23 protein-coding genes, 1 pseudogene and 1 riboswitch are annotated in these 26,046 nt (G+C 67.3%); of the genes and pseudogenes, 13 read left to right on the top strand and 11 right to left on the bottom strand.

Annotated elements, in window-relative coordinates; genetic code table 11:
* The coding region (locus EFY87_RS10050; RefSeq protein WP_123271361.1) for a DUF255 domain-containing protein at positions 1–162 on the bottom strand (162 nt) is incomplete at its 3' end.
* Positions 163–273: 111 nt separating this feature from the next.
* Between EFY87_RS10050 and EFY87_RS21135 the strand changes: the two genes are divergently transcribed.
* A complete protein-coding gene (locus tag EFY87_RS21135) occupies positions 274–408 on the top strand; it encodes a hypothetical protein (RefSeq protein WP_281276186.1) in 135 nt (44 codons plus the stop codon).
* 33 nt (positions 409–441) lie between these two features.
* Here the strand turns inward: EFY87_RS21135 and EFY87_RS10045 are convergent, their stop codons facing one another.
* Positions 442–978, bottom strand: coding sequence for a hypothetical protein (locus EFY87_RS10045; protein ID WP_123271342.1), 537 nt, complete (start codon positions 976–978; stop codon positions 442–444).
* Positions 979–1,040: 62 nt separating this feature from the next.
* On the opposite strand from EFY87_RS10045, the gene EFY87_RS20300 reads away from it, so the two are divergent.
* A complete protein-coding gene (locus EFY87_RS20300) occupies positions 1,041–1,190 on the top strand; it encodes a hypothetical protein (RefSeq protein ID WP_158607577.1) in 150 nt (49 codons plus the stop codon).
* A gap of 95 nt (positions 1,191–1,285) precedes the next feature.
* Here the strand turns inward: EFY87_RS20300 and EFY87_RS10040 are convergent, their stop codons facing one another.
* A complete protein-coding gene (locus EFY87_RS10040) occupies positions 1,286–2,047 on the bottom strand; it encodes a helix-turn-helix transcriptional regulator (RefSeq protein WP_123271341.1) in 762 nt (253 codons plus the stop codon).
* A gap of 97 nt (positions 2,048–2,144) precedes the next feature.
* Positions 2,145–2,345 (bottom strand): annotated as a pseudogene (locus EFY87_RS10035) (DUF255 domain-containing protein); the annotation flags it as partial.
* A gap of 329 nt (positions 2,346–2,674) precedes the next feature.
* On the opposite strand from EFY87_RS10035, the gene EFY87_RS10030 reads away from it, so the two are divergent.
* The 5 genes from EFY87_RS10030 to EFY87_RS10010 all read left to right on the top strand — a co-directional run bounded on the left by EFY87_RS10030 (position 2,675) and on the right by EFY87_RS10010 (position 7,010).
* A complete protein-coding gene (locus EFY87_RS10030; protein ID WP_123271339.1) occupies positions 2,675–3,790 on the top strand; it encodes an NDMA-dependent alcohol dehydrogenase in 1,116 nt (371 codons plus the stop codon).
* A gap of 49 nt (positions 3,791–3,839) precedes the next feature.
* Positions 3,840–4,760, top strand: a complete 921-nt coding sequence (locus EFY87_RS10025) for an AAA family ATPase (protein ID WP_123271338.1) — start codon at positions 3,840–3,842, stop codon at positions 4,758–4,760.
* A 116-nt stretch (positions 4,761–4,876) separates the two neighbouring features.
* On the top strand, positions 4,877–5,692 hold the full coding sequence (locus tag EFY87_RS10020) for a vWA domain-containing protein (RefSeq protein WP_123271337.1): 816 nt from the start codon (positions 4,877–4,879) through the stop codon (positions 5,690–5,692).
* A gap of 110 nt (positions 5,693–5,802) precedes the next feature.
* On the top strand, positions 5,803–6,423 hold the full coding sequence (locus EFY87_RS10015; protein ID WP_123271336.1) for a ClpP family protease: 621 nt from the start codon (positions 5,803–5,805) through the stop codon (positions 6,421–6,423).
* On the top strand, positions 6,420–7,010 hold the full coding sequence (locus EFY87_RS10010; RefSeq protein ID WP_123271335.1) for a ClpP family protease: 591 nt from the start codon (positions 6,420–6,422) through the stop codon (positions 7,008–7,010). Before EFY87_RS10015 ends, EFY87_RS10010 begins: the two co-directional genes overlap by 4 nt.
* A 2-nt stretch (positions 7,011–7,012) precedes the next feature.
* Here the strand turns inward: EFY87_RS10010 and EFY87_RS10005 are convergent, their stop codons facing one another.
* Positions 7,013–7,333, bottom strand: coding sequence for a helix-turn-helix domain-containing protein (locus EFY87_RS10005; protein WP_123271334.1), 321 nt, complete (start codon positions 7,331–7,333; stop codon positions 7,013–7,015).
* A gap of 70 nt (positions 7,334–7,403) precedes the next feature.
* The gene (locus EFY87_RS10000; RefSeq protein ID WP_245988576.1) at positions 7,404–8,648 is read right to left on the bottom strand and encodes an MFS transporter; all 1,245 of its coding nucleotides are present in this window, start codon (positions 8,646–8,648) and stop codon (positions 7,404–7,406) included.
* A 74-nt stretch (positions 8,649–8,722) separates the two neighbouring features.
* Between EFY87_RS10000 and EFY87_RS09995 the strand changes: the two genes are divergently transcribed.
* From EFY87_RS09995 to EFY87_RS09980, 4 genes are all read left to right on the top strand, one after another.
* A complete protein-coding gene (locus EFY87_RS09995) occupies positions 8,723–9,832 on the top strand; it encodes a LacI family DNA-binding transcriptional regulator (RefSeq protein ID WP_245988574.1) in 1,110 nt (369 codons plus the stop codon).
* A gap of 57 nt (positions 9,833–9,889) precedes the next feature.
* Positions 9,890–10,363: an HIT family protein gene (locus EFY87_RS09990; protein ID WP_123271333.1), complete on the top strand. Its 474-nt coding sequence runs from the start codon at positions 9,890–9,892 to the stop codon at positions 10,361–10,363.
* Between the two features lie 81 nt (positions 10,364–10,444).
* Positions 10,445–10,523: riboswitch (ZMP/ZTP riboswitch) on the top strand.
* A 22-nt stretch (positions 10,524–10,545) separates the two neighbouring features.
* Complete coding sequence (locus EFY87_RS09985; RefSeq protein WP_123271332.1) at positions 10,546–11,406, top strand: bifunctional 5,10-methylenetetrahydrofolate dehydrogenase/5,10-methenyltetrahydrofolate cyclohydrolase; 861 nt, start codon at positions 10,546–10,548, stop codon at positions 11,404–11,406.
* A gap of 10 nt (positions 11,407–11,416) precedes the next feature.
* The gene (locus EFY87_RS09980; protein WP_123271331.1) at positions 11,417–12,148 is read left to right on the top strand and encodes a class I SAM-dependent methyltransferase; all 732 of its coding nucleotides are present in this window, start codon (positions 11,417–11,419) and stop codon (positions 12,146–12,148) included.
* Between the two features lie 95 nt (positions 12,149–12,243).
* Here EFY87_RS09980 and EFY87_RS09975 read toward each other — a convergent pair whose 3' ends face one another.
* Genes EFY87_RS09975 through EFY87_RS09965 form a run of 3 tightly spaced genes read right to left on the bottom strand, consistent with a single transcriptional unit; the run spans position 12,244 to position 17,864 of the window.
* A complete protein-coding gene (locus EFY87_RS09975) occupies positions 12,244–15,657 on the bottom strand; it encodes an error-prone DNA polymerase (protein ID WP_123271330.1) in 3,414 nt (1,137 codons plus the stop codon).
* Between the two features lie 18 nt (positions 15,658–15,675).
* Entirely contained in the window at positions 15,676–17,259 is a 1,584-nt protein-coding gene (locus EFY87_RS09970; protein ID WP_123271329.1) for a DNA polymerase Y family protein, read from the bottom strand.
* Complete coding sequence (locus EFY87_RS09965; RefSeq protein ID WP_123271328.1) at positions 17,256–17,864, bottom strand: hypothetical protein; 609 nt, start codon at positions 17,862–17,864, stop codon at positions 17,256–17,258. The genes EFY87_RS09970 and EFY87_RS09965 overlap by 4 nt, the downstream gene beginning before the upstream one ends.
* A gap of 92 nt (positions 17,865–17,956) precedes the next feature.
* Here EFY87_RS09965 and EFY87_RS09960 point away from each other — a divergent pair, with 92 nt between their 5' ends.
* Positions 17,957–18,763 carry an alpha/beta fold hydrolase gene (locus EFY87_RS09960; RefSeq protein ID WP_220093589.1) on the top strand — a complete coding sequence of 269 codons (807 nt, stop codon included), beginning with the start codon at positions 17,957–17,959 and terminating at the stop codon, positions 18,761–18,763.
* Positions 18,764–18,783: 20 nt separating this feature from the next.
* Here EFY87_RS09960 and EFY87_RS09955 read toward each other — a convergent pair whose 3' ends face one another.
* Together EFY87_RS09955 and EFY87_RS09950 are read right to left on the bottom strand one after the other, a co-directional pair.
* Positions 18,784–19,302, bottom strand: coding sequence for a ferritin (locus EFY87_RS09955; RefSeq protein ID WP_123271327.1), 519 nt, complete (start codon positions 19,300–19,302; stop codon positions 18,784–18,786).
* Positions 19,303–19,365: 63 nt separating this feature from the next.
* The gene (locus EFY87_RS09950) at positions 19,366–19,659 is read right to left on the bottom strand and encodes a GNAT family N-acetyltransferase (RefSeq protein ID WP_123271326.1); all 294 of its coding nucleotides are present in this window, start codon (positions 19,657–19,659) and stop codon (positions 19,366–19,368) included.
* Between the two features lie 375 nt (positions 19,660–20,034).
* Between EFY87_RS09950 and EFY87_RS09945 the strand changes: the two genes are divergently transcribed.
* Complete coding sequence (locus EFY87_RS09945) at positions 20,035–26,046, top strand: Ig-like domain-containing protein (protein ID WP_123271325.1); 6,012 nt, start codon at positions 20,035–20,037, stop codon at positions 26,044–26,046.

The raw sequence follows: 26,046 nt of genomic DNA, 5'->3' as shown, positions 1-26,046 counted from the left end.
GTGGCACCAGTGACAGGCGGCATACCCGACGGACAGCAGGATCGGGACGTCTCGCCGTGCCGCCTCGTCAAGCGCTTCGGGTCCCCACTCCCACCAGTCGACCGGATTGTCCTGGTGTTGCAGGAGATAGGGGCTCGTGGCGTGGGCAAGGCGGTTGGCCATGACGGTGACTCCTGACGAGTGGCACGTGCGTCGCGGTTGCCTGCAAGATCGCGGGCGACGGCTCCTGGGGAGCTCGACGCGACTTCTGCGGTCCAGCTTAGGAGAGGCCGCTTGAGCGCACCTGCGCCTGCCGACGAGATGCGCACCAGTGTGTCGTTCGCCGGCAAGTCGGACTGGCACCAGTTGCCCGCCGTAGGACGTGGGGGCGTCCTGACCTGGCTGTCCGGTACGCGCCCAGCCGAGTGACCCAGCTCGGCACGAGGACAAGCCGGTGACCTTTCAGACGCGCAAAGCATCTCGCCAGAGTACGAAGGTGCGGTCGATCTCAACCGGGTCCACAAAGGTGTCGAAGGCCAGCTTGGCGCGCTCGACGCTCGCCGGATCACGCAGGACGCCAGCCGTCCACTCGACGCTCTGACGGACGTCGGCTCCAACCTCGGCGTGGTCGAGGAACTCCGCGATCACCCGACGTGTCTCTGCAGGATCAGCGACCGCCATCAACCGCCACAGGTCGCCGAGGTCCTTGTCGCGGACTAGTCCCTTGCGCGGCTCACGGAGTCGCTCGCCGACCTTGGACCCCTTCGCCAGAATCAGTGCCGGGATCTCGGCGACGAAGATCCCTGCCGAGAGGCGCGCGTCGGCGAAGTCCGTGATCGGCAGCTTCGAGCGATTGAAGGCCGCAAGCTCCAGACCAAGGGCGTTGCCGACGGTGAGCTTGCCGTGCGCGGACTGCAACGCCGGAACACCCCGCTTGGTCCGGCTCGCCGTGCCCGACAGTCCGTGTGGCGCGAGGAGATCGATCTTCTCCCTGTACAACCGTGTGCCGTCGGGTCGTCGTATGGCTCGCGTCCCCACAATCCCGGCCGTGCCGTGGTGCGGTGCTCGTAGCCCGCCTCGGCGAGAAGGGTCTCGATGCTCGGCAGGTCGCCGACCAAACCGGGCGTGACACCGAGATCGCCGTCGCCGGTAGGCATCCTCGGGACATCGAGGTCTATCGTCCGCAACAGGACGGCGTGAGCACCGACTAACGTGAGCGATTCGGCGTGAACTGCCAACACCTCGACCACGTTGATGATCGCTCGGCGGCTCCACTCGATTTCGGTCCGCGGTGCCTTGAACTCCGTCATGCGACTCGCCGTCCCACAAGGATGTCGGCCTGCTCAGCCATGCGGTCGATGCCGCCGTAGGCGTCGATGACGACTTGGTCGCGCGCAGCAACGGTGATGCCGTCAATCGCGGTCCGTCCGAGCTCGCTGACTCCGTCGAACGGGATTAGCGTGACCCGCATCCCGAAGGAGCCGGTCTCCTTGTGGTCAAGACCGGCGGCGTCAGACGCTCGCGCTGTGTCTTCGACGTAGAGGACCGGCCACGTCTCCCCAGCGCTGGAGCGGTATAGGTTCGCGCCTGCGTCACCTGTTGCGGCGTACTCGATCCCCGCAGCACCAAGAGCCTCCGCGATGTCGTACGCCGTCGGACCTGCCTTGAAGTCGACGGCACCCGGACGTCTGGTGAGGCGAGCGGCTCGGCCGGCCCGGAACAGCAGGCCGGCTTCCTTGCCGGCAACCACCTGTCCGGACTCATCGATGAGCCCGATCCGAGCCCACCGCTGCCGCCACGCCTCAACGCCCGGACTGGCCGCGATGCCTAGCTTCGGATCGAGCGCCAGCCGCGCAGTAGCGATCGCGCTCAGGTCCGCCGTCCCGGTGAAACCGATCGGCTCCCCCAAGACTGCCAGGATCTCCTGCGCCAAATCGAACGACGGGCTGACCTGACCGGCCTCGATCCGAGTGACCGTCGTCGGAGCGACATCAACCAACGCCGCGAGCTGACGGGCACTGAGCCCGTTCACCCGGCGCAAAGTCGAGATGCGCTCCGCAAGGTTCATGTGTCCAGCCTAAAGCAGCGTTGCAAATCTGCAACATGTTAGGAAATCGGCCGAAAGCCAACACGTCTCCACGACCTGTTGGACGACCTCACACGTCACCCGAACGGCTGCGGTGAGACCGCTTCTTGGCCCGCCACTGGCACCAGTGACAGGCGGCATACCCGACGGACAGCAGGATCGGGACGTCTCGCCGTGCCGCCTCGTCAAGCGCTTCGGGTCCCCACTCCCACCAGTCGACCGGATTGTCCTGGTGTTGCAGGAGATAGGGGCTCGTGGCGTGGGCAAGGCGGTTGGCCATGACGGTGACTCCTGACGAGTGGCACGTGCGTCGCGGTTGCCTGCGATATCGCGGGCGACGGCTCCTGGGGAGCTCGACGCGACTCCTGCGGTCCAGCTTAGGAGGGGCGCCGACAGCGGGCGGTGAAGCCCGACCCTGGTTCAGGTCAATCCCCGCACGCTCGGCGTCAGAGCGTGACCTGCCGTCTGTCCCATCTTGGGACAAACGGCAGATTCCGGGCCGCTCGCGGCATAGCCTCGAAAGACGCGGAAACGCGACAACGTGGGCGCTCGACACCGGCCAGGCGCCGCAGCCGTCCCACACCCACCGCCAGCAGGAAGAGGCAGTCAATGAAGACCAAAGCCGCAGTCGTCTATGAGTTCGGCAAGCCTGCCGTCATCGAAGAACTGGAACTTAGGGAGCCCGGCCCGGGCGAGGTGCTGATCCGCTACGTGGCTGCTGGGCTGTGCCACTCGGATCTGCACATCATCACCGGCGACCTGGCCGCTCGCCTGCCGATGGTGCTCGGCCATGAAGGCGCCGGCATCATCGAGAAGACCGGCCCAGGCGTCACCCGGGTCAAGGAAGGCGACCACGTCGTCTGCTCGTTCATCCCCAACTGCGGCACCTGTCGCTACTGTGCCAGCGGTCAGCAGTCCATCTGCGACATGGGGGCAACGATCCTGGACGGAGCGCTCCCCGGCGGCGGTGGCTACCCGCTCACGGGGTCACGCGGCGAGTATGGCGGCATGTGCATGCTTGGGACCTTCAGCCAGTGGGGCGTCATCCACGAGGCGTCGACGGTCAAGGTCGACGACGACCTCCCGTTGGACAAGGCGGTCCTCGTCGGCTGTGGCGTCCCGACCGGTTGGGGAGCTGCCGTCAACACGGCCGCCACCAAGGCCGGTGACACGGTCGTGGTCATCGGGGTCGGTGGCATCGGCATCAACGCCGTGCAGGGCGCCCGGTATGCCGGTGCGAAGAACGTCATTGCCGTCGACCCGCTGGAGAACAAGCGCGAGAAGGCGCTGGAGCTGGGCGCCACGCACGCATTCGCCTCGGTGGACGATGCGATGGAGACCGTCACGAACCTCACCCGGGGACAGATGGCCGATGCGGCAATCCTCACCACCGGTGTCATGCAGGAGGAACACATCACCGGTGGGTTCAACATCATCGGCAAGGGTGGCGACGTCGTCATCACCGGCCTGAACAAGCTCGACATGAACAACATCGTGCTGCCGGCGTCGATCCTGACGCTGTGGCGCAAGAACATCAAGGGCAGCCTCTTCGGCGACTGCAACCCCACCTACGACATCCCGAAGATCCTGTCGCTCTACCAGGCCGGCGACCTCAAGCTCGATGAGCTGATCACCAAGCAGTACACCCTCGACCAGGTGAACGAGGGCTACGCCGACCTCGAAGCGGGCAAGAATGTGCGCGGCGTGATCATTCACGAGCACTGAGCTGCAACACCCGTCGCATCGACCAGCATTCAACGACGAGAGGAACCCTGTGGCGTCCGACGCAGTTGCTGATCCGCGCATCGTGCCGGTGCTCGGCCGCGAGCGGGAGGTCGAGCTCATTCAGGCGGCATTGTCCAGCGGCACGCATACGCTGCTGGAAGGGCCGCCCGGGACCGGCAAGAGCACGCTGTTGCGTGCCGTCGCGGCAGCGCAACATGTCGACTTCATCTTCGTCGAGGGAAATGCGGAACTGACCCCCGCGCGACTCATCGGCCACTTCGACCCCTCGCAGATCCTCGAACGTGGTTACACACCAGACATTTTCATCCCGGGACCGCTGGTCGAGGCGCTCACGACCGGTGCACTGCTCTACCTCGAGGAGATCAACCGCATCCCCGAGGAAACGCTCAACGTCATGCTCACGGTGCTGAGTGAGGGAGAGCTCACCGTGCCGCGTTACGGCCGTATCCCGGCCGCCGACGGCTTTGCGATCGTGGCTGCGATGAATCCCTTCGACGGGGTCGGCGTGGCCCGGCTGTCGTCCGCGTTGCACGACCGCACGTGCCGCATCGCGGTCGACTACCAGAGCGCGCAGATCGAAGAGCAGATCGTCGGCTTGTATGTCGCGGGCATACCCTCCGGCTGGCGTTCCCAGGTGGTCGAGGTTGTGCGCCGTACGCGCGAGCACCCCGACATACGGGCAGGTTCCTCGGTGCGTGGCGCGATCGACTTCGCCAAGCTGGCCGCTGCCCTGGCAACGGTCCGGCACGTGGATGTGACTGACTGGCAGGTCGGGCTGGACGCGGCACTGACCGCGCTGACCGGGCGGATCACCTTGTTCGAGTCGGCATCGAAGTCTGCCGAGCAGGTGGTCGAATCGATCTACGCCGAGGTCTTCGGTGTGCAGGACGACCCGCAGGATCCTTCGGACGGCGGTGATCCCGCGGGGGAAGCCGGAGCCCGCAGCTAGCGGGCCCGAACGACACTCCGAAGCCGTCAGCGCCGCGCCGCCCGTCACCCAAGCAGCAGCCGCGGCAATCGACCGTCCCGCGCAGCGACCTGGCGAAGAACGCCTCGTTTGCGCAGATGTCGCCGGAGGTCGGCGAACTGAACGCCGACGTGCTCAAGGAGAAGCTGCAGGACGAGACCGACCGGACGCTGGAACTGATGGCCGAGATGGTCCACGCGACCGACCCGGTGCTGCGGGAGAAGGCGAAGCGGCTGGCCGCTTCGCTGGTGGTGCAGCTGAGCCGCGAGAATCGGATCGGCAGCAGTGGGGCGTCCCAACTCGTGCCATCGCGGGCGGTGCACGACATCGACGTCGACGCGAGCCTGGAAGCCATTGTGCAGGCCCGGTCCGAGGGCATCGCGCCGAATCTGGACGACCTGGTCGCGCGTTCCTGGACGCGGCCGCCACTGGCCGTCTGTCTGCTGATCGACGCCTCCGGATCGATGCGCGGCGCACGCCTGGCAGCGGCCTCGATGATCGCCGCGGCGGTGAGTCTGCGTGCCCCGCAGGAGCATGCAGTGGTGTCGTTCTCCCGCGCTCCCCAGGTGATCCGTGCCCTGCACGAGCCGGCCGGCCCGGAGCAGGTCGTCAGCCGTGTCCTCGGCCTGCGCGGGCACGGTGTGACCGGGTTGCGTGGCGCGTTCGAAGCGGCGCGCGACCAGCTTGCACACGCCCGGGCCAGGCGCACGGTGGTGTTGCTGATGTCGGACTGCCGGTCGACCGACGACCAGGATCCGGTGCCCGCCGCGCTGCAGTTGCCGAATGTCCGGATCGTCGCTCCCGCTGAGGATTTCGACGAGGCCGAGGCGCTCGCAGCGCGCATCGACGCACGGTGGGTGGCGCCGGAGTCCATCGCCGAGTTGCCCGCCGCCATACGCCTGTTGATGCAGTAGGCGGTTGGCAACCGGACTCGTCATTCCCGAGGACGGTCAGTGCATTCGGCTGTTCTGCTCAGAGCAGCGAAACCTGGTGATCGGCAGTCGGTTTCGCGCATGCTCGGTGCATGACCGACGAACAGCCAAGGCCACCACACCCACTCAGCAGACAGATCGCCGAGCGCCTTCTCGATCAGCGGGTGATCGTGCTGGACACCGCACTCGACGACGAGATCGGCACCCGGCTGATCTCGCAGCTCTACTTGCTGTCGGCGGCAGACCCGCGCGCGGAGATCAGCTTCTGGATCAACTCGCCGGGCGGCTCGGTGCCGGCGATGCTCGCGATCATGGACGTGATGCGCGCGATCCCGAACGACGTCTCGACGCTCGCGCTCGGGATCGCTTGCAGCGCAGGGCAATTCCTGCTCACTGCGGGCACGAGGGGCAAGCGTTGTGCGCTCCCGCACTCCAAGATCCTGATGCATCAGGGCAGCGCGGGATTCGGGGGAACCGCCGTCGACATCGAGCTGCAGGCAGACGATCTGCGCCAGACGCGAGACACCGTGCTGGGCATCACTGCCGAGCTGACCGGGCAGCCGCTGGAGCGCATCTTCGAGGATTCGCTGCGCGATCGGTGGTACACCGCCGAACAGGCCGTCGACTATGGCTTCGTCGACCAGGTGGTTGACGACCTGACTCGGCTCACACCACCGAAAACACCTGTTGGTCTTGGAGGTTCAACGCGATGACGAGCTATACCATTCCGAACGTCGTGGCGCCTTCGCCGCGCGGGGACCGCGTCATGGACGTCTACAGTCACCTGCTGGCCGAGCGCATCGTCTACCTCGGCACCGAGATCGACGATGGCGTCGCCAACGCGCTGATCGCGCAGATCCTGCACCTGGAATCGGTCGCGCCCGATCAGGAGATCAACCTCTACATCAATTCATCCGGCGGATCGCTCACCGCGACGTTCGCCGTGTATGACGCCATGCAGTTCGTCCGGTCCCCGGTCGCGACGACCTGTGTGGGACAAGCGTGTTCGACTGCGGCGATCCTGCTGGCGGCGGGCGCTCAGGGGAAGCGGAGCGTGCTACCGCACTCACGAGTGCTGTTGCACCAGCCGTCCGGTAGCGGCCGGGGCGCCATACCTGACATCATCCTGGCTGCGGACGAGGTGATCCGGCTGCGTGCGGAGGCGGAGGAGGTGCTCGCCCGCCATACCGGCCGACCGGTGGAGGCATTGCGCAAGGACACCGACCGTGACCGCATCTTCACGCCGCACGCGGCCGTCGCCTACGGCCTCGCCGACGAGGTGATGGCCTACCGCGGCTGAACTCAGGCCGCCAGGGCGACTGGGCCGCGCATCGGGACGGTCGCCCTGGCGGAGGTCCGGCGCAGCTCGCGCACGGTCAGATCGGTGACCTCGGCGACCGTGGAGTCGAGGGCTCCGGCGACGGCGGCGACGATCTCCGAGGACGGATCCTTGCGGCCGCGCTCGATCTCGGAGAGGTACTGCGCCGAGATCCCGGCTCGGCGAGCCGTCGTGGTGATGGTTCGGTGCCGCTGCATGCGCAGTGCCCGCAGTTGGGCGCCGAGGACATCCCGCCAGAGCGGCTCGACGATCGGAGTTTGCCGGAGCTGTCGCACGTCACCCATGCGTTCGACGCTAGACCTGCCGGGTGCGTGAACTCCACGGCTTCTGCTCAGAGCAGAACGGGCCGCGCGGTCACTGAGCGGTCACGTCCGTCGCGGCCGGCTCGCGGACCGCAGGCACGAGGAACAATGCGAGGGTTGCTGCGGCGCCGACGGCGAGCAGGGCGTGCAGCACTCCGACGTGCTCGCCGAGCAGGCCGAGCAGTGGGGGACCGGCAAGGAAGGCGGTGTAGGCGATGGTGCTGATCACCGAGATGCGTGCATGTGCGCGGGCGGGATCGTCCGCGGCGGCGCTCATCCCCACCGGGAAGCCGAGCGAGACGCCGACGCCCCAGACGACCACCCCGGCATACGCGAGCGGGGTCGTGCCGAAGACCACCATGAGACAGCCGAGCACCGCCAGCGCGAAGCAGACCCGCAGCGTCGGGACCCGGCCGTAGCGGTCGAGCAGCCCGGTGCCGAGCAGGCGGCCGCCCGTCATACAGGTCAGGAAGGTCGCGAACGCGAGCACCCCTGCCCACTTCGGCACGCCGTGGCCCTCGACGAAACCCAGGGACAGCCAGTCGTTGGCCGATCCCTCGGTGAAGCCAGCGACGAGCGTGACGACGCCGATGAGCAGCACGCGAGGGTCGGTCCAGGCACTGCGGTGGGACGGAGCACGTGGCGTGTCGGGGACGGGGGTGGCTTCGGGCATTTCCGGTGTGTCGGAAAGCAATTCGAAGTTCCGTGAATAGGTGAGCGCAAGTGTGCCGATGATCGCCATCGCCGCCGTGAGATGTGCCCAGAGTGGCACGTGCAGGCCGGTGGCGGCCACGCCGATCAGGGCCGCGAGCACGGTGCCTCCGCTGAACATCGCGTGATAGCGAGGCATGATCGAGCGGCCCTCGTGGCGTTCGACGACGGTGCCCTCGAGGTTCATGGTGACGTCCCACGGGCCGATGCCCATGCCCGCGACGAGCAGGCCGATGACGGCGAGCCAGAGCAGGTGGGCGGTGATGGCGAAGCCGGCGACGGCGTAGCCGCAGACGGCTGCGGTCGCGGCGACGCGGACGGTTGCGCGGGTGCCGATGCGGCTGATCACCCACCCGGCGAGCGGCAGCCCGCTGACGCTCCCGATCGATCCGGCCAGCAGGAACAGCCCGAGCCCCGCCGCGGACAGGTGCAGCATGTTCTTCACATCCGGCAGCCGGGCCGCGAAGGTCGCGAACGCCGCTCCGTTGAGGACGAACAGCACTGCCACCGAACGCGATACGCGCCGTGCGACTGCGTCGTCCGGCGGGGTCGGCGCGGTTGCACGGCGGTCGGCCGCCATCACCATGACATTCCTTCGAGACTCTGGGAACCACATGCGTCGAATCGATTCGATCGAATCGATTCGCTAGTCTGCTCCACATGTCCGATGGTGGTCAAGCCGGCAGCGCCGGCCGGGTGACGCTGCGTGATGTCGCAATCCGTGCCGGCGTCGCGGTCTCGACGGCCTCGCTGGTCTTCAGCGGCAACCGGCCGGTCGCCACGAGCACTGCCGACCGGGTCAGGGCTGCCGCCGTCGAGCTCGGGTATGGCGGGCCGGACCCGATGGCCTCGTCGCTGCGGTACGGCCGGAGCGGAGTGATCGCAGCGGTCGTCGAGCGGCGCATCCTGCATGCGTTCCGTGACCCATATGTCGTGTCCGTGCTCGATGGTCTCTCCCAGGTGATCGGAGAGATGGGCTGTGGTCTGCTCCTCCTACCGGACGCCACCGAGGGGCATGGCGACCCAGGCCCGCAGGTTTCCCGGATTGCCGCAGATGCGGCGGTTTTCATGTTGTGCGGTGACGAGAACAACGAGCTGGCAACCCAATTCGCGGCTCGCGGGGTCCCGATCGTGGGAACCGGTGCGCCGCGCGGTGCCGGCATCGTGCAGGTGACCGCCGACGAGCGCGCGGCGTCGCGGAGTCTCGCGGAGCTGCTGCGCGATCTCGGTCACCGGAAGGTCGGGCATGTGACGATGCCGCTGCGATGGGGAGGTGCCACCGGGGCGTGCACGATCGCACAGGTGCGGGCCAGTCACTTCCCGGACTCCCGCGATCGGGCACTCGGCGTGCGCGACGTTTTTCCCACGGCAGCACTGGTCGAGGCAGGGGAGCCGGACTTCGACTCGGGCCACGCGGCCGCCGGGCTGCTGCTGGATGCGCGGGATCGTCCGACCGCGATCGTGGCCCAGAGCGACCTGCTCGCTGCAGGCGTCGTGCAGGCGGCGGTGGACCGCGGGCTGCGGGTGCCTGAAGACCTGTCCGTGACGGGGTATGACGGAGTGCAGTTGCCGTGGTTCGGGCGATCCCTCACCACGATCGACCAGCACCCGCTCGACAAGGGGCGGACCGTCGGGGAGACGGTGCGTGCGCTGCTCGCCGGCGAGGACGTCTCGGACGTCACGGTGCCGGTCACTCTTCGCGTCGGCGACACCACTGGCCCGGCGCCCGCGTCCGGCGCTCACCGATTGACGGTCGACCCCGCCGATTGACGGTCGAGACAGCGGCTGACGGTGCTGCTGCGCCGTCACTGGTAGTTTCAGCCGTCAATGGTCAGTTCACAGTGGCGTCATGAACCGGACGGCTATCACTGCCCGTTCTGTGCGTTCCTGCGCGGCGAGTGGAACGACCGGAACGCCGCCACTGACCTCGTCGTGCAGCGTGAGCTGGTATTTGCCCGCATTGCGCCGAAGTGGTGGCCGGCCAACGACGGCGGGGTGCTCGTCATACCGAACGAACACGTGGAGAATCTCTACGCATTGCCGCGCGACGTCGGGCACGCACTATGGGACCTGACCCAAGCCGTGGCGGTTGCGATGCGGGAAAAGTATGAGTGCCAGGGCGTTTCGATTCGCCAGCACAACGAGCCGGCGGGCTATCAGGATGTATGGCACCTGCACATGCATGTCCTGCCGAGGTATGACGGGGACGATCTCTATGTCCGGCATCGTGAGGCGCGCTACGTCGGCGCCGCCGAGCGCGTGCCATACGCCAACCGGCTACGTGGCGCACTTGCCGACTGACGCACTCCGCACCGAATGACGCAGGTGCACATGCGGCACTCGGTGGTTGCTGCGTCACTCGGTGTGGCTGGAGCGGCTACGCTGAGGGCACACGACTGGCGACGGGTGGGTCACCACCGGGGAGTGTGAGTTCGTCGTATCGCCCGCCTGGGTACGACTCCGATCGAAAGAGGAGTCGAGTGATGGCAGCACACCTGTTGGACGGCACCGCCGTGTCCCGGACGATTTTCGGTGAGGTCGCCGAGAGAGCAGCGAATTTCACTGCGAGACAGGGGCGTCCGCCGTGTCTCGCCACCGTGCTGATCGGTGACGATCCGGCCTCGCACGCCTACGTGCGGATGAAGCAGCGGCGAGCTGGGCAACTCGGCCTGGAGTCTCGCCGGGTCCAGTTGCCGGCCGGCACGACCACCGAGGAAGCGGTCGCCGCAGTGCGGGCGCTGTCGCAGGACGATGAAGTCGACGGCATCCTGGTGCAGCATCCAGCGCCGGCGCAGGTCGACGAGATCGCAGTCTTCGAGGCCATCGCACCGGACCAGGACGTGGACGGTGTGACGATGGCCAGCTTTGCAGCAATGGGACTGTCCGCCAATGGTTTTCACTCCTGCACACCTGAGGGCATCGTGCGGCTGCTCGACGCGTATGACGTGCCGATCGCTGGTCAGCGGGTGTGTGTCGTCGGGCGCAGTGCGATCCTCGGCAAGCCGGTCGGACTGCTGCTGCTCGCCCGCGATGCGACGGTTACCTTCTGTCACTCTCGCACCACCGATCTGGCGGCGCAGGTCGCCGAGGCAGACATCGTCGTTGCGGCGGTGGGGCGTCCCGAGCTGATCCGCGGCGAGTGGATCAAGCCCGGCGCGGTTGTCGTCGATGCGGGATACAACCCGGGAAACGTTGGCGACGTGGAGTTTTCGGCCGCGGCGCAGCGGGCGTCATACATCACGCCAGTGCCGGGCGGCGTCGGTCCGATGACGATCGCGGTGCTGATGGGACAGACCGTCATCGCCGCCGAAAACCGGGTGCGGGAGACTGCCGGGCGCTCGTAGCCTCGTGACCATGCGCCCACCCGATGCCGTGTTCGCGGACCCGCGACTTGCCGTGCTCTACGACGTCTTCGACGACGACCGTGGTGATCTGGACGTCTATCAGGCACTCATCGACGAACTCGGCGCTCGCCGGATCGTCGACGTCGGCTGCGGAACTGGTTGTCTCGCAGTGCTGCTCGCCGCCGATGGGTATGACGTCACCGGCGTCGACCCGGCGGTCGCTTCCATCGGTGTTGCACGAGCGAAACCGCATGCCGACAAGGTGACCTGGATCGAGGGCGACGCGACCCAGCTGGATGGTCGCGTCGCTGACGCCGACCTGGCGATCATGACGGGCAACGTCGCGCAGGTGTTCGTCGAGGACGCGGACTGGTCGGCGACGCTGACCGCCATACATGGGGTGCTGCGGGACGGCGGCTGGTTCGTCTTTGAGACGCGCCGGCCCGAGGTGCGTGCTTGGGAGGAGTGGGACGTCCCGGAGACGCTCCGGGTGCATCCCGACGGTCGGCGGTCGGTTGTGCGGCGCGCCGTGACCGAGGTGTCGCTGCCGTTGGTGACGTTCGAATCGGCGACGCAGCTGGAGGGGGAGACGCTGAGATCGGTGTCCACGCTGCGTTTCCGGGAGTATGACGAGCTGGTGCGCGACCTGCGCACGCACGGATTCGAGGTCGTCGAGGTGCGCGACGCGCCGGACCGGCCGGGCAAGGAGTGGGTGTTCCTCGCCCGGAAATGCGCCGACTGACGGTCTGTTCGTCGAGTGACGGCGGAATTGCACCGTCACTCGGCGAGGAAGCCGTCACTCGCGACAATGGGGCTGCGGGGCTGCGGGGCGGGGCGTCACTGGAAGTCGCGGGACGTGGTGCGGACATGAATCGTGAGGTGTTCCAGGCGATCTGCGAGCAGGTTGACGACGCCGTCCTCGGAGCGTTCCAGGATGCCGCGCACGACCATTGCCGGTGAGGCCCGGGCGATGCGCCGGTAGCGGTGCCACACCCCGCGCGACACGATGACGTTGAGGATGCCGGTCTCGTCCTCGACGTTGACGAAGGTGATGCCGCCGGCGGTGGCCGGTCGCTGGCGGTGGGTGACGACGCCGCCGACCTCGACCCGGCGCCCGGTCTGAAAACCCTGCAACTGATGGACCGGCAGCACCCCGCGAGCGTCCAGGTCGGCCCGGACGTGCCGGATCGGGTGGTCGCCCGGACTGATCCCGGTCGCCTGCAGGTCGTGCATCAGCAGCTCGCCGATGGACAGCTCGGGCAGCAACGGCGGCTGGTAGGCGACGCGGACCGGCAGTTGATCGCTGCGGATCGACGCGGCCTCGGCCGACCGCCACAGCGCATCGCGGCGTGATCCGGTCAGCGAGTCGAGCGCGCCGGACAGCGAAAGTGCTTCCATCTGCTCGGTATTCAGGTCCGCTCGACGGGCCAGATTGGCCAGATCGGTGAATGACCCGTCGCGATCGCGAGCCTGCACGATCCGCTCGGCGGCGCTCTCCCCGAGCGCGGTGATGTCGGCAAGACCGAGCCGCACCGCGAAGTGCCAGTCGCGCCGATGCCGCTGCCAGTCCGGTGGCGCCGACGTGTCGAAGTCGCCGATCTCCTCCTGCGTGTGATCACGCAGGCATTCATCGTCACCACCCCGCAACTGCGTCGCGTCGGGGGAGTCCGGCTCCAGGTCGGCATGCACGTTCGAGCGCAGCAGGTCCGGTGAGCGCACCTCGACGCCATGCCGGCGAGCATCGCCCGTGAGCGTCTGCGGCGAGTAGAAACCCATCGGTTGCGAACGCAGCAGACCCGCCAAAAACGCTGCGGGATAATGCAATTTGAGCCACGAGCTGGCATAGACCAGCACCGCGAAACTGAGCGCGTGCGACTCGGCGAAACCGAAGTTGGCGAACGCCTCGATCTTCGTGTAGATCTCCTCGGCCGTCTGCGGAGGTATGCCGTTGCGAGCCATTCCGTCATACAGTTTGGTGCGCAGGGAGTCGATGCGCTCGACCCCGCGCTTGGACCCCATGGCGCGGCGCAGCAGGTCCGCGTCGGCGGGACTGCAGTCGCCGACGGCGATCGCCATCTGCATGAGTTGCTCCTGGAAGAGCGGCACTCCGAGGGTTCGTTCGAGCACCGGCTGCAGCAGCGGGTGCGAATAGGTCACGGGCTCCTTGTCGGTGCGCCGCCGGATGTAGGGGTGCACTGCGCCGCCCTGGATCGGGCCCGGCCGGATCAGCCCGATCTCGACGGCCAGGTCGTAGAAGGAGCGCGGCTTCAGCCGGGGGAGCGTGCCCATCTGAGCCCTGCTCTCCACCTGGAAGACCCCGATCGAGTCGGCGCGGCACAACATGTCGTAGACGCCCGGCTCGTTGCGCGGCAGCGTCTCGACCCGCCAGGGCTCACCGGTATGCGACTCGACCAGGTCGAAGGTGTGCTGCAACGCAGCGAGCATGCCGAGTCCGAGCAGGTCGAACTTCACCAGCCCCATCCACGCACAGTCGTCCTTATCCCATTGCAGGACAGTGCGATCCGTCATCCGGGCATGCTCGATCGGGCACACCTCGCTGACCGGACGGTCAGTGAGCACCATGCCGCCGGAGTGGATGCCGAGGTGCCGCGGATAACCCAGCACCTGACCGGCAAGCGCGATGACCGGGGCCGGTATGTCGTGATCGGCGCTCGAGATCTCCGCACCCCAGCGTTCCACCTGCCGGGACCAGGCGTCCTGCTGGCCTTGACTGGCACCGAGCGCCTTGGCCATGTCGCGTACGGCGTTCTTCGGGCGGTAGGTGACGACGTTGGCGACCTGGGCGGCGTTGCGCCGCCCGTACTTCCGGTAGACGTACTGGATGACCTCTTCGCGCCGGCCGGAGTCGAAGTCGACGTCGATGTCCGGCGCCTCCTCCCGCAACTCGGACAAGAAGCGTTCGAAGGGCAGCTCGTAGAAGATCGGGTCGATCACCGTGATGCCGAGGACGTAACAGACCGCTGACGCGGCTGCCGACCCGCGGCCCTGGCACAGGATGCCCTGCCCCTTGGCGAACTGCACGATGTCGTGCACGATCAGGAAATATCCTGGAAAGTCCTTCGCTTCAATGACATTCAGCTCACGTTCGATGCGTGCGTATGCCGCAACGTTGTCGCGTGCGTAGTGTTCGGCGGCGCCGCGCATGGTCAGCTCGCGTAGCCAGCTCATCGGAGTGTGACCCGACGGCACCTCTTGCCGGGGCAGGCGGGGAGACGCCGCTCGCAGGCTGAAGGCGAGATCGTCGGCGATCTCCACTGTGCGCTCGACGGCGCCTGGGAAGCGGTGCATGCGCGCAGCCATCTCGGCGCCGCTGCGGACGTATGCCGAACCGTGCGCGGGCAGCCAGCCGTCCAGCTCCTCCAGGCTGCGGCGCGACCGGACCGCGGAAAGGGCTGTTGCCAAAGGGTATTGGCCGGGCTTGGCATAGTGCACGGCATTGGTGGCAACGGTGGGCGTCCCGGTTGCGAGGGCGACCGCGGCAAGCCGGTCGCACGTGGTGCTGTCTGCCGGGTCGCCGTGGTCGGTCAGCTCGACGAAGACGTTGTCCGTGCCGAAAAGCTCTTGCAGCGAATGCAGTTCGGCAACAGCGGCGTCGTGCCCGTGTCGCGCGAGCGTGCGCGGCACACTGCCCTTGCGGCACCCGGTCAGGATCGCCCAGTGACCGGCTGCCTCGGCTGCGAGGGCAGTCAGGTCGTAGACCGGCTTGCCCTTCTCCGCAGAGTCGGCGAGCTGGCCGTCGGTGATCGCCCGGGCCAGCCGGCGGTAGCCCTCCGTGCCTCGCGCCAGCACCAGCAGGTGAGAGCCCTCCGGGTCGGGCACGCCGTTCTGTGGAGCGGTGAGCCCCAAGGACAGCTCGGCGCCGAAAACGGTGTGCAGCCCGTAGCTTTCGGCAGCCTCGGCGAAGCGCACAATGCCGTAGAGGCCGTCGTGATCGGTGACGGCGATGCCGTGCAGCCGTTGCCGGGCTGCCTCGGTGACCAGATCCTCGGGGGCAGCGGCTCCGTCCAGGAAGCTGTAGTGCGAGTGCGCGTGCAGCTCGGCATACGGCACGACAGGTCCGGCCGGTTCGGCGAGGTCGGCCGGCCGGAACCGGCCCCGCTTGCGCGAGAAGACCGGCCCGTCGCCTCCGTCTGCCGGGCGGCCGCGAACACTGCGCTCCTCGGGTCGTATGCCGCGAGACAGCGCCTGCTCCAGCTGTGACCACGGTATGGCGGGGTTGCTCCATCCCATCAGGTGTCACCTGCGAAATCAGTCATAACGTGCCTCGGTGAACCAGACCGCACCGTCGGACAGCAGCAACCACGCCGTCAGATGGTTGTCGACCAGCTGAAACCGGTTGAGCTGCTTGACCTTCCGCCACCAGCGTTGCCGGATAGGCCACGGTCCTGCCCACTGCTCGATGCGTCGCTGCCCCTCGTGCGTGCGCAGCCAGGTGGGCCGCTCGTTGACCGTGCCGCGCTCGTCCACGGTGATCGGCGCGCCATCCGCGGAGAGCACCTGCACCTGGCTCGCGCTGCTGAACACCGTGGCCGGCGAGGGGCCCGGCACCGTGCCCGGCCAGGGCTGCTCGAGCCGTCGTTCGCGCAGGGTCGGCAGGGCGTCGCCCCAGGGGCGCAGCACTCGGCGTTCGTGCAACAACCGCCCGCCTGCAACGGTGCTGGTGAGAACCGACTCGTGGCCGAGGCGGTGTTGCAAGGTGGTCAGGGCGTGCTCGACCTTCTCGTCCGGCCGGTCTCCCCAGAGTCCCTGCGCGTGGTGCTCGGCGTTGTCGACCGACTCGGGCAGCACCTGCACCGACAGCACCGACGCACCGAGCGTCTCGTCGTCCGTCGTGACTGCCTCCGTGGCGAGATCCTCCAGTTGCCAACGGATCCGGTCGAGCACCTCGGTCTTGCCGAACTGCCACGGATGCCGCCACAGCCGCTCGAAGAGGGCATCCGGCTCCAGCTGGACGGTCACCCGGATCTCGGTGCAGATCAGGGCCGACCGGGTGAGTAGCTGGACGAATCCTTCCGCCGCGGGTTCGCAGCGCAGCACGATCTGCTCGATCTGCGCAGCCGGCGGGTCGAAGGCGACGTGCAGACCGAGCTCCGGTGGCACCACACGGGGGCGCAGGATCGGACTGTCCTCCCCGGATGCGAGCTGGTGTGCTCGCAGCCCTGGTGCCCCGAACCGGCTGTTGACCTGGGCACGCGGCAGCTTCGCCAGGTCTCCCAAGGTGCGGATCCCCATGCGCTGCAACAGATTTGCCAGGCGTCGGTCGCAGGCAACGCTGACCGGCAGACCGGCCAGAAAGTCCCGGGAGCGCCCTGTCGGAACGACGACGAGAGGCTGTCTCGCAGAGCTGGAGTAGGCAGCGTGCTCGGCGGTGAAGAGGCCGTCCGCGACGGCCATCCGCAGGTCGACCGGCAGCCGCAACTCGTCAGCGGTGAAACGCTGCAGGTGCGTCAGCAGGGCGTGTGCGGCCGCCTCCTCGCTGCCGTAGAAACGGCCGGCACCGCGTGCCTTGACGGCAGCCAGGCCGGGCCGGACCACATGGACATCCGGGATCTTCTCCTCGATCGCACGCAGCACCGGCTCGAAGGCGCGCGTCTCAGCGGCAACGTCGTGGGGCAGCACGACCAGGTCGGGGCAACGGTGCTGTGCCTGGCGCACGCGCAGGCCGACGGCGACGCCTTCCGCCTGAGCGGCTGGTGAGCAGGCGACCACGACCCCTCGATCGGTGAGCGCGAGTGCCCGATCGGCGGCGATGCCCTGCACGAGCCGGGCGGCGAGCACCGGCCACCCCGGACACCAGAGCAGCAGCACGCGGATCGGCGCAGCGCTGATCATGGCCGCACCGGCAACTCGAGATCGGCATACCGGGTGCGCTGGCGTTCGGTCACCTCGAGACGCAGGGATCCGCCGCGGAGGTGACCGTGCCCGTCATACAGGCCGTCCCAGCGGGTGACCTGCCCGGTGAGCGTGGCGACGGCGCGCGGCCAGTTGCCCAGCACGACCAGGGTGCTGCCGCTGGTGCGTAGCCGGGCGAGCAGCCGGGAGACCTCGCCGGGGGAGATGTGCTCCGGGGGGGCCGCCACTACGAGAGCGCTGACCTCGACCAGGGCGGCGACCACGGACGTCCATTCCCCGGCGGGTACCCGGGGGATCAGGGCGATCCGGTCCAGCCAGACACCCCAGTCGGCCGCAGCCTCGATGCCCAGGTCGGGCACGCCGACCACGGCGCACCAGGAGCCGGCCGCCGAGGGACCGGCCAGCAGTGCGAGCGCTGCACTCATCGAGCCGTGCAGCGAGTAGACCGCCCCGGTGCGCAGCCCACGAGGGAAGAGTTCCACCAGCTCCGGGTGCACCGGGACATTGCCTGCGGCGGGCGACGTCTCGTGCCGCGCCAGCAGTTCGTGCAACTCGGCGACCCGGGTCGTAGTGGTGACTGCCATGCGATCCATCATCGAACACGCGTTCGAGGAAAGTCAATCGCAGGGGTCACCCGCCCCGGGTGGCCCGGGTCGCGGCCGACATAATCGCTCGGGTGATCGGTTCTGCTGCCTGGCACTCGTTCTCACGGGGCCCGGTCGAGCTGGCGTATGCCGAGGCGGGTGCCGGAGACCACACCGTCGTCCTGCTGCACGGCCTCGCCGGCACCGCCCAGGAATGGGCGGCGACCATGCGCGGGCTGGCTGGCACCCACCGGGTGGTCGCGCTGGAGCAACGCGGACACGGCCACTCCACGCGTGCGCCGGGTGACGTGACTCGTGCGGCATACGTCGGCGATGTCGTGGCCCTGATCGAACGCCTCGGCGGTGCACCGGTCACGCTGGTCGGGCAGTCGATGGGCGGCCACACGGCAATGCTCGTTGCGGCCGAAAACCCTGAACTGGTCAGCAGATTGGTGATGGTCGAAGCCGGCGTGGGCGGCGCTGCAGAGACCGAATTGGAGCCCGTCGAACGCTGGCTGCGCAGCTGGCCGGCGGTCTTTCCCGACCGGGACGCCTTCGTCGAATTCTTCGGCGGTAGTCCGGGTGCGGCCGAGGCGTGGGCCGACGGGCTGCAGTTCGACGCGGGCGGGCTGGCGCCGTGCTGGGATGCCGACGTCCTGGTGGCGGCCCTGCGTGCGGTGCTGGTGCTGCCGCGCTGGCGGGCCTGGGAGAGCGTCAGCGCCCCGACATACCTGATGCTGGGCGAGCACGGCGCCATACCGGCCGAACAGGTGGAGCGCATGTGCCGCCGCCCGGGTGTCTCGAGCATCACGATCGCCGACGCCGGTCATGACGTGCACCTGGACCGGCCGGCGGACTGGCTGGAGACACTGAACGGAGTGCTCACCGGCAATCCGTGAGCACTCCGTTCAGCGAGCGGTCAGTTGGCGGTGGTCTCCGTGGTGGTCGTGGGACGCTGCGCGAGGTCCTCGTCGAGGCGCAGGAGGCCGGGGCCGTCGTTGTCGATCAGCTTCAGGCGACCGACGATCTCGTCCACCGTCGATTCCTCCTCCACCTGCTCGCTGAGGAACCACAGCAGCAGCGGCCGGGAGTCCAGGTCGCCGGCCTTGTCCGTCGCGGAGTAGAGGTCGCGGATCGAGGAGGAGACCTTCTGCTCGTGCGCGAGCGCAGTCTCGAAGACGTCCAGCACCGACTTCACGCTGACCCGCGGGGCGGCAATGGCGCCGATCACTGGGTGGTTGTCGCGGTCACTGAGGTGGTCGATGAACTTGTTGGCGTGGACGATCTCCTCGTCCGCTTGGTGGCGCAGCCAGGCGGCGATGCCGGGCAGGTCGCGGTCCTCCATCTCGATCGCGAGCTGTCGGTAGACCATCGACGACTCGAACTCGAGGGTGATCTGGGCGTTGAACTTCTTCTCAAGTGCTGCGCTCATCTTCATGGCAGGCAGCGTATGTCGCGACGCGCCCCCGCGGCTAGGCAAGGTTGCCTAGCCACACCGGAGTCAGTCCTGCTGCACCAGCGACTGGTATGCCGGGTGCCGCTCGATCCATGCCGCGATGAACGCGCACTGGGGTATGACCGACAGGTCACCGCGGTCGCGGACGTCGTCCAGCGCGAACCGCGCAATGGCCGAGCCGACTCCCTTGCCCTCGAACTTCGTGTCGACCTCGGTGTGCACGAAAGTAATGCTGCCTGCTGCGAGTTCGTAGACCGCGAAACCCGCCAGTGCGCCGCCGACGCGAGCTTCGTAGCGGTGCAGGTCGGGGTTGTCGCGGACCGTGATGTCGTCACTCATGAATCCATCATGGACCCACCGGGGTCACCGCCCCGCTGACTACGCCCGTTGACGGTTGAACCGGCCGCTGACGGTTATCCCGTTCCCGCGCAGCACATGACGTGACGACAGTCCCAGGCGAAGAGTGACAACGAAGCGACCAGAGACGCAGGCGCCGTCCTAGTTACCATGAATAACTGTGAATCCGCTCCGTCTTGCGGGTGAAATCTCTTTGCGCAAGTCTACTGCGGCTCCAGCCTCGAATCCCTGACACTGCAGTTCCGGTCGGTGCTGTTCAGGTGGAAGGGACCCTTGCGAGTGCGGGTTGCGAGAGTTGCTCGCGGTGGTCCAGCCGCGCAGAAATGGCGCTGGCCGGCGTGCTTGGTCGTGCTCGCAATGGTCGTGGCCACCTTGGCCGCCGCCCATCAAGGGGTCCCGGTCGATCGACTGCAGCTGAACGATGGCGGCGTCTGGGTCACCAACGAGCAACTCCACCTTGCAGGCCATCTCAACTATCCGTCGCGGACCATCGACGGAGGAGTGGCGGCATTGTCGACGTCGTTCGACGTCTCCCAGCATGCCAATGACGTGCTGTTGCATGACTCACCAGCGGGCAAATCGACTGTGCAGTCGATCGCGACTTCGACGCTGGCGCTCGGGCAAGCCTTCACCGTGCCTGCAGGGATGCAGGTTGTCCAAGGCGATGACACTGCCGCGGTGGTCGACCCTGGGTCGGGGAAAGTGTGGGTCGTGGCGGCCTCGGCGCTGAGCACCTTCAGCACCAGGTCCACCCCCGTCATACACGGGGCCAAGGATGTTGCAGCGATCGTGGGCAGTGACGGCGCCGTGGATGCGGTCGATGCCACGGGTCAGGTGACCCGCGTGACCGGGCACGACGGTGCGTGGCATGCGCAACAGGTGGGAAAGCTTGCGGGCGTCACCTCAACGGCTCACCTCGAGCTGACGGTCGTGGGTGACCAACTCGTGGCACTTGATACGTCGACGGGCGTAGTGCACACCTTGCGTGGCCGCGTCTCGCTCTCCTCCGGTAGTGCCGGAGCGTTGGCGATCCAGCAGCCCGGGCCGAGCAGCGACGAGGTTCTCGTCGCCTCGGCCACACAGCTGATTCACGTCCCGCTGTCGGGTGCTTCGCCGACGCGCGTGCCGGCCGGAACCGCGCAGGGAGAAGGGGTTCCGGTTGCGCCGGTCATCCTGGACGGTTGCTCGTATGCCGCCTGGGCGGGCACGGGCAACTATCGTCGCGACTGTTCCGACACGTCGGACTCGCAGCAACTGGTATCCGCAGCCGTAGCGAAGACGAGCACGCCAGTCTTTCGGACCAACCGAGATGTGGTCGTGCTCAACGACACCACAAACGGGAACGTCTACCTGGTCAATGAGCATATGCAGGCGGTCAACAACTGGGCCGACGTGCAATCTCAGATCAAGGATGCGAAGCACAACAAGCAGACCGCCGACAGCACGCAGGTCGAGAAGACCACCAAGACGAGCAGCAAGAAGCAGCCGCCGCAGCCCCAGAACGACCAGTTCGGTGTCCGCCCGGGACGCACCACGGTGCTGCCTGTGCTGATGAACGACTCGGACCCGTCCGGTCTCGTGCTGACGGCCGAGGTCAAGCCCAGTGACGCGAAGACCAGTCTCGGCCCGGTGCAACAGGTTCGCGGGGGCCAGGCACTACAGATCACCACGCCATCCGACGCGCGCGGGACCACCACGTTCACGTACTACGCGGACGACGGCGAGACCGCTCCCGTGCCGGCGAAGGTCACCTTGACGGTCAAAGGCCCACAAGATGAGTCCGCGCCGGAACAGCTGATCGCTCCAGCCGCGCTGACCATGCAGCAGGGCGCCCACCTGTCGTACAACGCATTGCAGGGATGGGTCGACCCGGAAGGCGACCAGTTCTATCTGCAGTCAGCGACCTCGGAGAAACCCGACCTGCGGATCGGTGCCCAGGTCAACGGAACGGTGACGATCAAGGCTCTGCCGAACGCCGCAGTCGGCCCCCACACGATTTCAGTGACAATGAGTGACGGTCGTAAGTCACGCACCAGCGGCAAGCTGGTGGTAGACGTCACGAAGGGTGCTTCGGCTCCGGTCGCCAATCCCGACTTCGCTTCGGGCGCCGTCGGCTCGCCTCTCGTGATCAAGCCACTCGCCAACGACTACGACCCTCTCGGCGGCACGCTCACCTTGGCCTCCATCGGCAAGACGTCGACTGGGGCGACCGCCAGTGCGGACTATGCGGCGGGCACGATCACCTACACGCCTTCCAAGCAAGGCACGCAGTATCTGAGCTACTCGGTCGCGAACGCGCACGGTACGGCAACCAGCAAGATCCGCATCGATGCCAAGACCATCCGGGGAGCGGTCGCGCCACTGGCTGAGCCGGATCTGGGCGCGTTGCCCGCCGGCGGCTCTGTCACCATCCCCGTCCTCGACAACGACGACGATCCGGCAGGTGGTGTGCTGGTCGTCACCGATGTGCAGGTCGGCGCCAACTCACCGGTCACCGCGGAAGTGATCAATCACGAGTCGATCCGGGTCACCGCGCCGGGGGGCTTGACCGCGCCGACGATCTTCCATTACGTGGTCTCCGACGGGCAGGGGACTGCCACCGGCCAGGTGACGGTGGTACCGCGACCGGTCGATAGCTCGGTGCCTCCCGTCGCCGTCGATGACACCGGCACAGTGCGTGCAGGAGACGTGACTTCAGTCGACGTGCTGGACAACGACTACTCGCCGTCGGGGCTGGACTTGACCGTGTCGCCGAAGCTGCAGATCGTCGGGAAGCCGCTGATCGGCTCGACCGCCTTCGTCTCCCAGGACCAGGTGCGGCTCAAGGCCGGGTCCGCAGCCGGTACCGAGCGTGTCACGTACACCGTGACCGATGCAGACGGAAACCCCGCCTCCGCCGATGTGGTCTTCACCGTCGTGCCGCTCGCGCAGAAGAACCGGCCGCCAGCGCCACCCGCGCTCACCGCGCGTGCCATCGCGGGCACGACCACCACGATCCAGGTTCCCGTCACGGGTGTGGATCCGGATGGCGACTCGGTGATGGTCACTGCCGTGACTGGCAGTGCGCGCTTGGGAACGCCACAAGTGGTGGGCAACACCATCACGTATGCAGCGGCCTCGGGCGCCGCCGGCACGGACAGTTTCACGTATGTCGTCGCCGATCGCTTCGGTGCGCAGGGCGTTGGTACAGTGCGTGTCGGCGTCGCGCCGCCTCCGGCCTCGGGGACGCCCCCCGTCGCGGTTCCGGATCAGGCACGGGTGCGGCCGAGTCGCTTGCTCGGCGTCGCGGTGCTGTCCAACGATTTCTCCCCTGATGGCTATCCGCTCTCGCTGGTGCCGTCGATGCTCAAACCGGCAGATGCGGCATCAGGCAGGACGCCGGTGCGTGTCCAGGGCAGTCAACTCGTCCTCACCACACCGGCCACAGACCAGGTGCTGCGCTACTTCTATGGCATCAGCGACGGCCATGGCGGAACGGCTCAAGGGCTGCTGACGATCAAGGTGGACAAGCATGCGCCGTTGCTCGCGCCCATCGCACAGGACGACTACGTCGCACCGACAGAAGTTGCAGGAAAGAAGACCGTCGACGTCAAGGTGTTGTCCAACGACGCAGATCCGGACGGTCTCACTTCAGACCTGAAGGTCACGACCAGCGCACCAGGAGTGCAGGTGCTCAGCGGGGGTGTGTTGCGGGTGCCGGTGCAGGCGCAAAGACAGGTGATCCTCTATACCGACACCGATGTCGACGGCTTGACCGGCGACGCTGTCGTGGTCGTGCCGGGCTCGACCGATCAGCCTCCCACCCTCATCCCTGGTGTGCTCCCGGCGCAGGCGGTTGCGGGCAAGGTCCTCGACATACAGCTGTCGAAATATGTCAGCGTCCGGCCAGGGCACAGTCCCCACGTGTTCTACGCGAAGACCGTCGTCGCGGGTCCGTCGGCGACGGCACAGCTGACCAGCCCGAACACCGTCGCGTTCACTTCGAAGGCGGGCAGTTTCGGTATGACGTGGGTGCAGTTCCAGGTGTCGGACGGCACCAGCCGGACCGACAAGAGTGCGCTGAGCGCGACCCTCACGCTGCCCGTGCACGTCAAGGCAACGAGCGCGCTGCCGCTGATCTTCCGGCCCACCACCACACAAGTCGTGGCGGGGAAGAGCACCCGTATCGACCTGGCGCCGATGGTCCAGGATCCCAACCCGGGAAGTCATCCGTCGCTGCACTTCGGAGTTGGCACGGTGCCGGGGGGTTATCGCGCCACCATTTCCGGCAGCACCCTCTCGGTTGCTGCGCCGCTCAACGCGGTGGGTGCCTCCGCATCTATCCCGTTGACGGTCTCGGACGGAAGCACCAAACCGGTCGGTGGCTCCCTGCCGGTGCATGTGGCCGGAAGCGATGCACCGCTGATCACCACGACGACAGCCACCTTGGACAACGTCAAGAAGGGATCGACCGCGCACGTCGACATCACGCAGTATGCGACCAACCCCTTCCCCGGCAAGCCCTTGCGGCTGGTGGGACAGCCGCAACACTCGGGCGCGGCCGGCACGGTGACTGCTCAGGGCACGACAGTGGATGTGACACCGTCCACGAACGGTCAGATGACGATCACCTATCGCGTCGGCGACGCCACCGATCAGGCAAACCGGGTGGTAGCCGGGACGATCGTGGTGACTGCGATCGCCACGCCGGCCGCGCCTGTCGGCGTGTCGGCCGAAACCCACGTGTCCCGCACCGCATCGGTCAGTTGGACGCCGGGGAACGCGAACGGCTCGCCGATCACTGGCTTCACGGTCCACTGGGCCGGCGGGTCGCAGGCGTGTGGCCTGGTGACCACGTGCACGATCACCGGGCTTACCAACTCCACGACATACACCTTCACGGTGACCGCTGCGAACGCTGTGGGGACCTCGCCGGCATCCGCCCCGTCCGCCCCGATCACGCCTGATGTGAAGCCGAACCCGCCTTCCGAGCCGACGGTCAGCGGGCCGGAGGGCGACAAGTCCGATCGGCACCTGACGGTCTCCTGGACCCCGGCCAGCACCGAGGGCTCACCGGTGTCGCAATACACGATCCGCAACATCAACACCGGCCAGAGCAAGACCGTCCCCGCGTCCGTGTCGTCCGTGGACTTCACCGGGCTGACCAACGGCACGCGCTATAGCTTCACTGTCGTCGCGACCAATAAGAAGGGTGACTCCGATCCGTCGGCACCCGGATCCGGCGTGCCGATGGGTCTGCCCGCGGCTCCGACCGGCCTCCAGGGCGACTTCAGCCCCGCAGCTGCGGGGACCGCGCCGTCGGTCTCCCTGAGCTGGCAGGCTGCGGACCCGAATGGCGACCAGCCACAGAACGTGCGCTACACGGTGTCGAGTCCCAGCGGAGCCATCCCGAACTGTGCCGGCATTGCGGTGCTGCAATGCTCGGCGCCCAGCCCGGCCAAGGGCAACGTCACCTTCACGGTCACCGCGACCAACGCCGCGGGTGTCGGTACGGCAGCGAGCACGACGCTCCAGGTCTTCTCCGCACCCGGTCCGGTGCAGGGCTTGCAGATCGTGCCGACCGGCGCGAGCAATACCGTCAAGATCAGCTTTTCTCCCGGTGATCTGAACGGCGCGACTCAGTCGCAGGAGAGCTACGCATGGAGTGCCGGAGGTGCGTCGGGCAACCTGCCGCTGGGCGGCGGTGTGATCACGAACGCTGCCTTCCAAAACGGTTCCGCGGCCACCGTGCAAGTGACCGCGACGACAAGCGATGGCATCCACCGCGCGACCAGTGACACGGCCTCCGCGAGCAGCCCCTACCAGGTGTATGGCGCGCCGACGACGCCGAGCATCAGCTGCTCGGGCGGTTCGCAGTCGGTGACCTGCAACTGGTCCGGCGGCAGCGACGGCGGCAGCCCCACGTCATACAGCTTCAGCAATGGTGGCAGCGGCGCGGCTTCGGCGAGCGGGTCGCAGACCTTCGGCGGCTTCGGTTATTCACAGACGGTCACGATCTGCATCACCGCGACCCAGTCTGCTACCGCATACACCGGTGCACGTTCAGGGGGCGCGAATTGTTCCAGCGCCACGACCGCAGGCTGGCCGCAAGTTAGCAACAGCGGCAGTTCAGGGGCCTGCTACACCGCAGCAGCACGAAAGTATGGCCTGCCGTGTTGGACCTTCACCGTCACGGGCGTCCCGAATGAGCCGATTTCCTGTTCGGTGACGTCAACGATCAACGGCGCCAAGAACTGGGGTTGGGTCGGCAACCTTGACGGTTCTGGACGCCAGGTAATTCATTACGGGAACGGCCAGTACAACGGCTACGAGGTGTTCGGAAGCATGACCCCGTCAGATATTGCCGGCATCTGCCAGGCCAACGGTTAA

The sequence above is a fragment of the Flexivirga caeni genome (assembly GCF_003724155.1).
GTDB lineage: Bacteria > Actinomycetota > Actinomycetes > Actinomycetales > Dermatophilaceae > Flexivirga > Flexivirga caeni.
This window is presented reverse-complemented; position numbering and strand designations above follow the sequence as displayed.

What these genes read in the sequence shown, in the direction of transcription:
- EFY87_RS09970 (WP_123271329.1), bottom strand. Translation starts at nt 17,259, where the DNA reads ATGATCAGCGCTGCGCCGATCCGCGTGCTGCTGCTCTGGTGTCCGGGG.
- EFY87_RS10005 (WP_123271334.1), bottom strand. Translation starts at nt 7,333, where the DNA reads ATGGGTGACGTGCGACAGCTCCGGCAAACTCCGATCGTCGAGCCGCTC.
- EFY87_RS09995 (WP_245988574.1), top strand. Translation starts at nt 8,723, where the DNA reads ATGTCCGATGGTGGTCAAGCCGGCAGCGCCGGCCGGGTGACGCTGCGT.
- EFY87_RS09975 (WP_123271330.1), bottom strand. Translation starts at nt 15,657, where the DNA reads ATGGGATGGAGCAACCCCGCCATACCGTGGTCACAGCTGGAGCAGGCG.
- EFY87_RS10015 (WP_123271336.1), top strand. Translation starts at nt 5,803, where the DNA reads ATGACCGACGAACAGCCAAGGCCACCACACCCACTCAGCAGACAGATC.
- EFY87_RS09955 (WP_123271327.1), bottom strand. Translation starts at nt 19,302, where the DNA reads ATGAAGATGAGCGCAGCACTTGAGAAGAAGTTCAACGCCCAGATCACC.
- EFY87_RS09985 (WP_123271332.1), top strand. Translation starts at nt 10,546, where the DNA reads ATGGCAGCACACCTGTTGGACGGCACCGCCGTGTCCCGGACGATTTTC.
- EFY87_RS10000 (WP_245988576.1), bottom strand. Translation starts at nt 8,648, where the DNA reads ATGGTGATGGCGGCCGACCGCCGTGCAACCGCGCCGACCCCGCCGGAC.
- EFY87_RS09965 (WP_123271328.1), bottom strand. Translation starts at nt 17,864, where the DNA reads ATGGCAGTCACCACTACGACCCGGGTCGCCGAGTTGCACGAACTGCTG.
- EFY87_RS09980 (WP_123271331.1), top strand. Translation starts at nt 11,417, where the DNA reads ATGCGCCCACCCGATGCCGTGTTCGCGGACCCGCGACTTGCCGTGCTC.
- EFY87_RS09990 (WP_123271333.1), top strand. Translation starts at nt 9,890, where the DNA reads ATGGTCAGTTCACAGTGGCGTCATGAACCGGACGGCTATCACTGCCCG.
- EFY87_RS10040 (WP_123271341.1), bottom strand. Translation starts at nt 2,047, where the DNA reads ATGAACCTTGCGGAGCGCATCTCGACTTTGCGCCGGGTGAACGGGCTC.
- EFY87_RS10030 (WP_123271339.1), top strand. Translation starts at nt 2,675, where the DNA reads ATGAAGACCAAAGCCGCAGTCGTCTATGAGTTCGGCAAGCCTGCCGTC.
- EFY87_RS09950 (WP_123271326.1), bottom strand. Translation starts at nt 19,659, where the DNA reads ATGAGTGACGACATCACGGTCCGCGACAACCCCGACCTGCACCGCTAC.
- EFY87_RS09945 (WP_123271325.1), top strand. Translation starts at nt 20,035, where the DNA reads ATGGTCGTGGCCACCTTGGCCGCCGCCCATCAAGGGGTCCCGGTCGAT.
- EFY87_RS10020 (WP_123271337.1), top strand. Translation starts at nt 4,877, where the DNA reads ATGTCGCCGGAGGTCGGCGAACTGAACGCCGACGTGCTCAAGGAGAAG.
- EFY87_RS10010 (WP_123271335.1), top strand. Translation starts at nt 6,420, where the DNA reads ATGACGAGCTATACCATTCCGAACGTCGTGGCGCCTTCGCCGCGCGGG.